Below are 1,962 nucleotides of genomic sequence, written 5' to 3' on the forward strand. Positions count from 1 at the left end.
CTGCGATTTTCTCCAAGGCCTGCTCGGGAATGATCCACGGCGCTCCCTTGCACGCCTGACGGCCGGGAAGCTCGCCGGAATAAAGCATGCGCAGGACGACGCTTTCGTTCAGCGACAGGCGCTCCATCACTTCAGACAGCGTCAATTCGCCCCGTTCCGCGCGCTCGCCGGGGCGGTAGATGGCGATGGAGTGCTTGCCGCGAAAACTGCGCACCCGCGCTTCGTTCCAACTGTTGCCGTGGCCGGTGGTTTTGCCGGCCTGATTGAGAACGGTGGCAATGGTCTTATCGTTATGGGTGCGGGCAAGCTGGCGGATGAGGTCTCCGGTTTCGACATCGGTCACCCAGCGGTGATGGCCGCTGCGGTTTCTTTTGACCGAGATCTGGCTGTGGTCGCCGCCTTGCCAATGGAGCGTCAGGATCACCTGATCCCCGTCCACCTGGGCCACGACCTCTTTCAGCACCGTACGCAGGATGCGCTTGCGGGTTTCCGGGGTGGCGGCGGGGTGGTTCCAGGCCCGTTCGACGTCGGCGCCCAGCGCCAGCAATCGATCCTTGTCGGCGGAGGTCAGCGATGGCGCGGCCTGTGTTTCCCGGCTGTCCAGACGCCGTTCCAGATCATTGACCGCAACCAGACGTTCGTTCCAGCGCCGCTCCAGTTCCGCCGCCACAAGGCGGTTGGCGGGGTCGATCGCGTCGTACTGGCGCCGCGCCCGCTCGGCCTCATAGCGGGCTTGCTCCAGCGCCAAGTCCACTTGTCGCCGGACTTCGGCCGCCTGCTCCGCGCGGTGATCGATCGCGGCCAGCGCGGCTTCGATGCCCAGTGGCTGGATTTGCCGCACCACTTCCGCGCCGACGCCCCGATCGATCCGCAATGCGCCCAGCCGGATGCACTTGCCGCCGCCGGACGCCGGCTCGGCGCCCCGACACTGATAGCGAATGGTATTGCCGCCTTTTCCGGTATAGATGACATTCAGCTTGCGTCCGCAATGCCCGCACCGCAGCAGGCCCGCCAGCAGAGCCTCTCCCTTCCTGATCGGGCCGCGCGCCAGTTCGCCCTTCATGGTCGCATTATCGGCGATCGTTTGCTGGTTGCGTTCGAATTCGGCCCAGGAAATATAGCCCTGGTGACGATCGTGGAGCAACACCGTCCACTCGGCCTCCGCCCGCCGGACGCCATGGACCACGACCTTGCGGCCTTCGACCAGACGAGTGCGAGTGGTGGTGCGGCCGAAGGCGTAGGCCCCGGCATAAACCGGATTGGTCAGAATATGACGGATTGTGTGATTGACCGGAAGTTTCCATTGCTTTTGCAGTCCATCCGGACCGGGAACCAGGGCGGGAAGCTCTATCTTCTCCTCACGCAGCCAAAGCAGAACCTGGCGAATGCTTCCGAGTTCCGTGAATTTCCTGAACACCAGTTCAAGAGCCTCCTGCACGCGGCGATCCGGGTCTTTTTCGATCCGGGTCTGGCCGACCTTGACGTAGCCGATCGCCACCATGCCGAACAACTCGCCCCGCTGGGCCTTCTGAAGCAGGCCCGCGTCCATGCGCCGACGGATCGACGAATGCTCCATCTCGCTCATCGTACCCTTCAGGCCCAGCATCCACCGGTCGTCCAACCGCTGTGGATCGTAAATTCCATCCTCATCAATGATCAGGCAACCGACAAAGCCACTATACTCCAGCAATGTGTGCCAATCACGGCCATTGCGCGACAGTCGCGACGCCTCCACCGCCAGCACCGCACCGACGCTGCCCTCGCAGATCGCCCCCAGCATCCGTTTGAAACCCGGCCGGGCCGTCCCGGCTCCCGACCGGCCCTGGTCCTCATCAACCACCACCACATCCGACCAGCCGAGGCTCCGAGCCCGATCGGCCAAAGCATATTGCCGCAACTGGCTCTCGCGGTTGTGCAGGACTTGCTCGGGCGTCGATTGCCGGACGTAAACATAGGCCGTGC

General features: G+C 63.8%; 1 protein-coding gene. It reads right to left on the reverse strand.

From position 1 onward, the window contains the following. On the reverse strand, positions 1-1,962 hold a 1,962-nt coding region (locus tag ACOYNV_RS28060; protein WP_422903114.1), incomplete at both ends, for a recombinase family protein.

The organism is Propionivibrio sp. (assembly GCF_049316945.1).
Classification (GTDB): domain Bacteria; phylum Pseudomonadota; class Gammaproteobacteria; order Burkholderiales; family Rhodocyclaceae; genus Propionivibrio.